Here is a 7,722-nt window from a genome sequence, read left to right as displayed (position 1 = left end):
AGTAGATAAAATTATTATAATTAAGCTCCCGTTATAACTCGTGCAGTAAAGCGGAAGGTTATTTTTACTGTACAGATCTGCTTTTTTCTAGCGCTTCAACACCATACAAACTACTGTTTTATTTTTTTATCTTCGATACAATACAACCCAATAATTATCTATTCATTTATAGTTGTCGCTAAGCAATTGCAGAACACTGTACAACAGGTTGGGAAATGGTGTCATCGTTGGGTTCGTTGAAACCTTAGTTCGATTTATTTTTACTTATCTCTCCACGTAAAACTAGCGACACAAATAACCAGCATACAAAGGCGCAGAGTGTGGCGGCGCGCCTTTATTTGTCTCAATTAATTTGTCTTGTATGGATATTTACGATCTGCTTTATCATTTGAATGATAAAAATATTTTCTATATGGAATCATCCATATAACACAAGAAAAAATCCACACAGAACTTCCGATTATTGTTAAAAAATCTCCATTTTGTATGCCTGATAAAACAAATATTGTGCCTGAAATACAAAACCCAAATAAAGCAAAGAGTTCTAATTTCCAATCCTGATTATTATTTTTTGTTTTCTTTAACGTGCTAAATTCTGATTTTTTATTAATTTTAGTCATGTAATCATCTTTAATATAAGGGGATATGAGGAGTCCTTTCTTTCTAATTACTTTTATTAATTTGTTAGCTGTATTGCCCAAAAAAGGAGTTTGTAAAAGCATTAAACTACAACTTCAAATATAGCACCGACGGCGGCGGTCAATCCCATTGCAAGCGCGCCCCAAAAAGTCACTCTGAAAGCCCCGATACTAATTGACGCACCACCGGTTCGTGCCGCAAGCCCACCTAAAACGGCAAGAAATACAAGAGATAACATTGCAACTGAAAATATTAAGAAATTTTCAGGGATTATCCAGGCAACAAATAAAGGAAGTGCTGCACCGATTATAAATGCAGCAGCCGAATAAATGGCTGCTTGAATCGGTTTTGCACTAGCAACATCTGAGATACCTATTTCATCTCTAGCATGTGCACCTAATGCGTCGTGAGCCATTAGCTGCTCAGCTACCTGTTTAGCAAGGAGGGGATCAAGCCCTCTGGTTTGGTATATTTCAGCTAACTCTACTTGTTCTAAATCGAAATTGTCTTGTAGTGACTCTTTTTCAAGTTCCAAATCGGCGTTCTCTGTATCAGCTTGAGAACTAACAGACACATATTCACCAGCGGCCATAGACATAGCACCTGCGACAAGACCAGCAACACCTGTAATAAGAACATTATATTGAGCTGTGCCCGCAGCAGCGACACCAATGATAAGGCTCGCCGTTGACACAACCCCATCATTTGCCCCTAAAACAGCGGCTCGCAACCAACCAACGCGATGTGACTTGTGTTCTTCATGATGACTCATATATTCACTCTCTTTGTTTGCAGCTAACGGGCTGTATAATTTTTCTATTTTCATAAAAAAACACCTTTTCCTAAATTTATTTCTTTTTATTTTCCTTCCTCATCTTCCTGCTCTAGATCAGCATGAGCGTCTGCATCAAAACTCATAATATTTTCCAGCTCGCCAAACCAAAGATATGAACTTGTAATTTCATACTGACGCTCATTGTCTGTTGTGGAAAGTTCTTTGAGTATCCAAAGTATATTTTTTGCATCAGGGAAGCTATCTGCATTGATTTTCTCTTCAAAAATACGATTTAAGATTGCAGATTCCTTCAATCCATTTGCAAGCAACCTAACTATCACAGCATGCAGTGAACGATCAAATATCTCAAATGAATCCTTTTTATTTGCGCTTATTTTTATAGTAAATTTAACGCCCGTCGGCTCGGTGAACGTGCCATTGTAGGCTTTTCTTGACAGTTCATAAGCATTAAAAAGGCTCATGTGATAGGCCGGTTCTGCATGTACTTCCCAAAGATTTTTTTCAAGCATTTGATGACTTATTTGATCTATCTTGCCTTCAGTAATTTCATCTTTAAAAATATGTGCTAAAAGTAATTTAGCCGATTCATGAGGTTCAAGATCATTAAGTGACATCAAACACATATCTTTTAACTCTGATTCACCCATTCCGCCAAGTTCATCTTCACCTATATCAATCATAGCTAACAGCGCTTTATAATCATCTGCCACCCAACCATTTTCAATCTCAGAAACTTTCAGAATAGATAAAATCTCTACATTAAATTCTTTGTTCATTACAATCTTCTACGATTACCCTATGAGGCGTGTTTTTCTTTTTGACCTATACCCATTTGATTCATCCAAAGTGCTCTGCCCTCCCAAAAAAACACGTTCTTTTTGGAGCATCTCAATTAATTTATCAGTCATTGTGCATAATAAAGATCTAATTCGAATGGCATGTGTTTATTCAGCGACTGTTACATCTGATTCTTAAGCCGTGCATTATCAGAGTTTTAAATGCCCTAGCTGCAACAGAGCAATGGGAACTGTCGCATACGACCGACAAGGCGCTAGACAAAAACATTAACACACACGTTGGAAAAGAGGAATCCGTAGCAATATGAAGCAGACAATCAGTAAAAATTTTAACCGGCAATAAATTAAAGAATAAATATGGGCCTCAGCAGGTGATCAGGTATTAACTGCATTAATATCTATTATGCGTTTTGAAGATTTGTTAGTACGAAGTAGAAGAGAATAGTTTTCATTTTTACTGCCGCTATCTGATATTTTGCACTAGCTGCCCGGTAGTTTCACAGGCTGTTTTTTACTCAATGCAGGAAATTAAAGCTAAATAATTAAACAGGTTCATTTAAAATCACACTAGAGAAATAAAAGTTATGTTTCATTATTAGGATCGTAATGCCCGAATGTGGGATGCAAAAAAAGCCCTATTAGAATATAAATGACAAAAAATACTACTCAGGCAACAAAATACGGGAATTGCATACCTACGCGCAGGCTTACCCGATATTTTAAATGATATACAAGCGAAAAAAGAAAAAATTATTAGCGCCATTGAGAGTAGATAAAATTATTATAATTAAGCTCCCGTTATAACTCGTGCAGTAAAGCGGAAGGTTATTTTTACTGTACAGATCTGCTTTTTTCTAGCGCTTCAACACCATACAAACTACTGTTTTATTTTTTATCTTCGATACAACATAAGCCGCCAATGGCTCCATCACGGTTCACCATTATCACACTGAAGAAAAACCTGAACTAATCTTCAGAGTGTAACGCGACTTAAAAACCGACAACAATATGGCCAATTGTGCTTATACACCCCATTTAACTGCACCTGCATCAGACGGAAAGTCTAGCCCTCTATTTGTGTACCTGTCATTAGCCTGTTTTTTGTATCGATCGCTTTCGATATTGGGAATAACATTCCCAATACTGGGAATAAATAATTACAAAAAACAGTTTAATTTGAAGTTTATCTTAAAAAACAATTAGTTAAAAACTGGTAAGATAATTGAATGTAGAGTAACTGAATTAATAATGTATCTATTCAACCCCTCAATAATTTGAGGTTTTTTTTTATAAAATAAGAGCGTAATAAGGAGTGTAATGTGAATATAAAAAACATTTTTAGCAAGGGCTTAAGCGTAATTGCCGGGGCTGCGTTTCTACTTGCATTAACAGCTTGCTCAAGCGATAGATCGCAGGCTAGTGATAATTGCGCACAAGTTGCCGGCACTTGGATAACAGAAGAAGTTATCGATGACACGCAATGCGGCGGCCATGGAAGAACGGAAAACCACAGTTACACCGTCAGTCAGAATAACTGTCAGGTATCGGTAGCGGAAAACGGCGCTGTCGGCGTGGTCACCGGCTCAGAAATTCACTGGCCCGCTTACGCTTTTCCAAATTATGGTGGCACCACTGAGGCGTCCGAAGAAACCACTAAAGTGCAAGGCCAAAAATTAGCCAGCACAGTCCGTTGGACTTGGAGTAACGAAGAGATGGAATGCTCAGGAACAACCGCAATGACGGGATATATCGCCTCAAAAATGATCTCAACAACGGAGGATCTGGAAAAAGCGCTCGACGGTAAATGGACAGGAAGCTGGGGTAACAATAAAACCGAATCGGTAGAAATCGTAGAAATCAATAAAAAAAATGTGCTCTTTACCTATTACTGGGCGGCCGATCCTTCTATTGATAAAGCCGCGGGCTCAGCACTTTTTAGAGGAGATCGCCAAGCCGGAGAAACGCTTGCATTTACATGGGAAATAACGGATAAGGAAAAGCTTTCTTTTTCCCTGAATAAGGCGCACGACATACTGACTGTAGTATATGAGAATGGCTTTATTTATGGCTTCAACGAAATGACTCAAGACTATAACAAAAGTATTGCTAAAAAATACAGTTCAATTCTCTCCCCCAAAGATGGCGCTTTTGAACATATATTTTCTGTGCAGGCAGCCAATGCTAAAGAGGTCTATCTGGCAGGCGAAATGACCAGCTGGCAAGGCAATGTTCTGAAGATGAAAAAAGGCGCAGACGGTGTTTGGGTTTTACCTCTGTATCTTGAGCAAGGGGCTTGGCAATACAAGTTCGTTATTGATGGAGAGTGGCATTATGACAAAGCCAATCCGGTCACCACGGACGATGGATATGAGGGTTACAACTCAATTATTGTGTTAGGTGAAGAGAATAGCGATGCTAAGGTAACTGCCAATATTCCTCACGGCAGTGTGGAGAAAATAAATATACAAAGCAAAGCGTTAGGCACAAACAGTGCGTTTATGCTTTATCTCCCACCGGGATATTCGCAAAACACAGCAAAAAACTACCCGGTTTTATTTTTGCTGCACGGTTACGGAAATAACGAAGAGCAGTGGACCCGCGACGGCAAAATCCAGAATTTTATGGACAACTATATCCATGAAGGTGGGATCCAGCCTTTCATCGTCGTTATGCCTTTTGGTGATACAAGTCAGTATATGGGCAAATATGAAACACATCTTATGAACGAAGTGAGGGGCTATGTAGACACGCATTACCGGGTAAAAACAGGCAAAGCCTCTACCGCCATTTCCGGCATTTCGATGGGTGGCTTCGGTGCATTTTATTTAGCGCATCGTCACCAAGACGTGTTCGGACTAACTGTGCCGCTCAGCGGCTATTTCAATATGAGTTTATACCCTGAACTAGGTGTAGATGGAAAAATAGCAATGGACTCTGAACTGCACTTCTACTGTGGCACTGACGACACTACCAGCTTTTCTTTAAACCAAGCACTGGTAAAAAGATTAAAAGAAAACGACGTTGATTTTACTTATCAAACAGCAGCCGGCGGGCATACTTGGCGCTACTGGAACGGTATCAGCAAAGAGTTCCTGAAGGTCGTCTCTGACTACTTTAATAAGGCTTGAGCACATAATTATAATTTTTAGTGAGGAGTTAACCTCTTTGCTTTAGTGTGTAAGCTACTGTTTTTTTTGGGCGCAGAGCGAATTGAACGACAGTTCAGTGTCATAAGCGGATAAGCTATGCGCATCCTTTTTTCAGCCAGCCTGTTTTTTTAGAAGTGGACTGAAGTCCACGCCCCAAGTTCTTTAAGCAAAAAGCAAGGTCTGCTCTTCTTACCTGAGTTAAGTGGATAAGCATGAAACATGCTTACAAAAGTACTGTTTCTATCGCAAATTCAGCGAGATAGTTGCACATGCACCGGCTTCCCCGTGATTATTTTCAAGCGTCAAATGACCACCATGCGCTTCAATAATTTGCCGGCTAAAAACCAAACCGATACCCGACCCAAGTTGTTTAGTTGAGTAAAACGGCACAAAAAGATTCTCACAGTTACTGATACCACAACCATTATCAGAAATCGAAATAATACAAAAACGGTTCGCAATTCGGCATGTCACCTGTACTTTTCCTGTTTCAGTAGTGCATGCTTCTAATCCGTTTTTAAGTAGATTAATAATCACCTGCTCAATAAGCGTCGAGTCTAATGCTAATGAAATCTCCTGATCTGAATTGAATTCTATACGCGGATCGCCAATCAGGTTAATACAGTTTGCAATAACGGAGTTAACATCGACTCGTTGTCTGTTCGGTTTAGGTAAATGGGTAAATTGACGATAGCTTTTAACGAACAGCTCTAAACTTTTTGCCCGCTCGGCAATCAATGCTAAACCTTCCAGCATCTCCTGATCATGGTTTTTATCTAGGTCATATTGCAGTGATTGGCTGATCGAGGCAATGGGAGTCAGACTGTTATTAATTTCATGGCTCAATACACGTAATAAATTCTTCCATGCCTTGAGCTCCTCATCTCTTAATAAGTGGCTAACATCACTGATGAAATAGATTTGAAAACGTTTTCCCTGTTCAAAATAGCTATCCTGATACAGTTGCCAGCGTCCTGCCTGCGCAGGAAATTGAAACTCAATCACGGCCTGTTTGTGTTTCTTGAAGAGTTGAATTAACCCGAGAGACTGAGTTGTTTGACCGACAATATCGGGAGAATATGCAAACAGTTTATTGGCCTGCGGGTTAGCTAAAGTGATTTTCCCGTCACCATCACTGGCGATAATTGCAACATCGATATTGCTGACAATTTTCTGCAACAACAAATTATTGGTTTTATCTGCGCTATGGTGAAAGCCGGCCTGCTCTACAAGGCCATTAATGGTTACCGCAAGCGATGAGAAAAGATCACTGTTTTGTACTCTAAGGCGTTGACTGAAATCACCTTCCATAACGCCATGCAGCAAACTTGAAAATGTATTTAATTTATTTTCTATGCGGATAGATAAGAGTAGATAACTAAATAGAAATAAACCGGCTAATGCCACTGTAGAAAGAGAGATAACGATTAAACTCATCTCCAGTAGCATTAAGCAGACAGGTAATAAAATGAGCGCAGGTAATGCAACACCTATAAAGGTAAGTTTAATCCTAAAATAGAGTGAATTTTCCTTCATCTATAAACCCAGTTTCTCTAAACGGCGATAAAATGCACTGCGCGTTAAACCCAGTGAGTCTCCAGCCTCTTTGGCATTACCGGCAAATGATTTCAAACGCTGAGAAATCACCCCCCTTTCAATCTCCAGCAAACTTAAATCTGAATTATCAAAGTTCACCTGCATTTTCGTCTGCATAGTCGCATGCTGAGATTGCAGATTGAGCATTAGATGCTGCGGTTCGATAACATCCGAAGCCACTAATAACGCCCTTTCCATGGTATGAGCCAGTTCGCGGACATTACCGGGCCAATGATAATCAAGCAGAGATTGCTGTGCTTTTGCTGATAATGGTACGGCGGGTTTATGATACTTAATCGCTATCTGCTTAATGAAATCATTCGCTAATGGAATAATATCTTCCTGTCGGTCGCGCAGTGCGGGCACCTTGAGAATAAGTGTATTGATGCGAAACATCAGATCCTGACGAAATTCACCGGCATTAACCATTGCCAGAAGATCGCCATTGGTCGCACTAATTAAGCGAAAATCCGTTGCCCGTGTACTGCTTGAACCGACCTTTTCAAACTGTTTTGCTTCTAATACTCTTAATAACTTAGCCTGCTGGGTTAAAGGCACATTGGCAATTTCATCTAAAAACAAAGTGCCTTGATGGGCTAATTCAAAGCGACCAACACGACTCTCTTTGGCATCGGTAAAAGCCCCTTTTACATGACCAAACATTTCACTTTCAAAAAGCGTTTCCGAGATCCCGCCCATATTGACAGCAACCAACGAATCTTCACTGCGCAGCGAATGCTGGTGA

The 7,722-nt window shown here is 39.8% G+C and carries 6 protein-coding genes; 1 reads left to right on the top strand and 5 read right to left on the bottom strand.

Features of this window, described 5'->3' with window-relative positions; all coding sequences use genetic code 11:
* Positions 1-347 precede the first annotated feature (347 nt).
* The 3 genes from ACJAT7_RS16465 to ACJAT7_RS16455 all read right to left on the bottom strand — a co-directional run bounded on the left by ACJAT7_RS16465 (position 348) and on the right by ACJAT7_RS16455 (position 2,211).
* A complete protein-coding gene (locus ACJAT7_RS16465; protein WP_415227892.1) occupies positions 348-722 on the bottom strand; it encodes a hypothetical protein in 375 nt (124 codons plus the stop codon).
* Positions 722-1,411, bottom strand: coding sequence for a VIT family protein (locus tag ACJAT7_RS16460; RefSeq protein WP_415227893.1), 690 nt, complete (start codon positions 1,409-1,411; stop codon positions 722-724). Before ACJAT7_RS16460 ends, ACJAT7_RS16465 begins: the two co-directional genes overlap by 1 nt.
* A gap of 86 nt (positions 1,412-1,497) precedes the next feature.
* Positions 1,498-2,211, bottom strand: coding sequence for a hypothetical protein (locus ACJAT7_RS16455; protein ID WP_415227891.1), 714 nt, complete (start codon positions 2,209-2,211; stop codon positions 1,498-1,500).
* A 1,340-nt stretch (positions 2,212-3,551) separates the two neighbouring features.
* Between ACJAT7_RS16455 and ACJAT7_RS16450 the strand changes: the two genes are divergently transcribed.
* The gene (locus ACJAT7_RS16450) at positions 3,552-5,360 is read left to right on the top strand and encodes an alpha/beta hydrolase-fold protein (RefSeq protein WP_415227890.1); all 1,809 of its coding nucleotides are present in this window, start codon (positions 3,552-3,554) and stop codon (positions 5,358-5,360) included.
* A 261-nt stretch (positions 5,361-5,621) separates the two neighbouring features.
* Here ACJAT7_RS16450 and ACJAT7_RS16445 read toward each other — a convergent pair whose 3' ends face one another.
* Both ACJAT7_RS16445 and ACJAT7_RS16440 read right to left on the bottom strand, forming a co-directional pair.
* Positions 5,622-6,917 (bottom strand): sensor histidine kinase, encoded by a 1,296-nt coding sequence (locus tag ACJAT7_RS16445; RefSeq protein WP_415227889.1) that lies wholly within the window; start codon positions 6,915-6,917, stop codon positions 5,622-5,624.
* Positions 6,918-7,722, bottom strand: an 805-nt coding sequence (locus tag ACJAT7_RS16440; RefSeq protein ID WP_415227888.1) for a sigma 54-interacting transcriptional regulator, incomplete at its 5' end; no start/stop codon positions are given.

Origin of the sequence: Psychromonas sp. (assembly GCF_047632995.1) — a bacterium.
Lineage (GTDB): Bacteria > Pseudomonadota > Gammaproteobacteria > Enterobacterales > Psychromonadaceae > Psychromonas.
The sequence above is the reverse complement of the archived record's forward strand: the minus strand, read 5'-3'. Positions and strand labels throughout refer to the sequence as shown.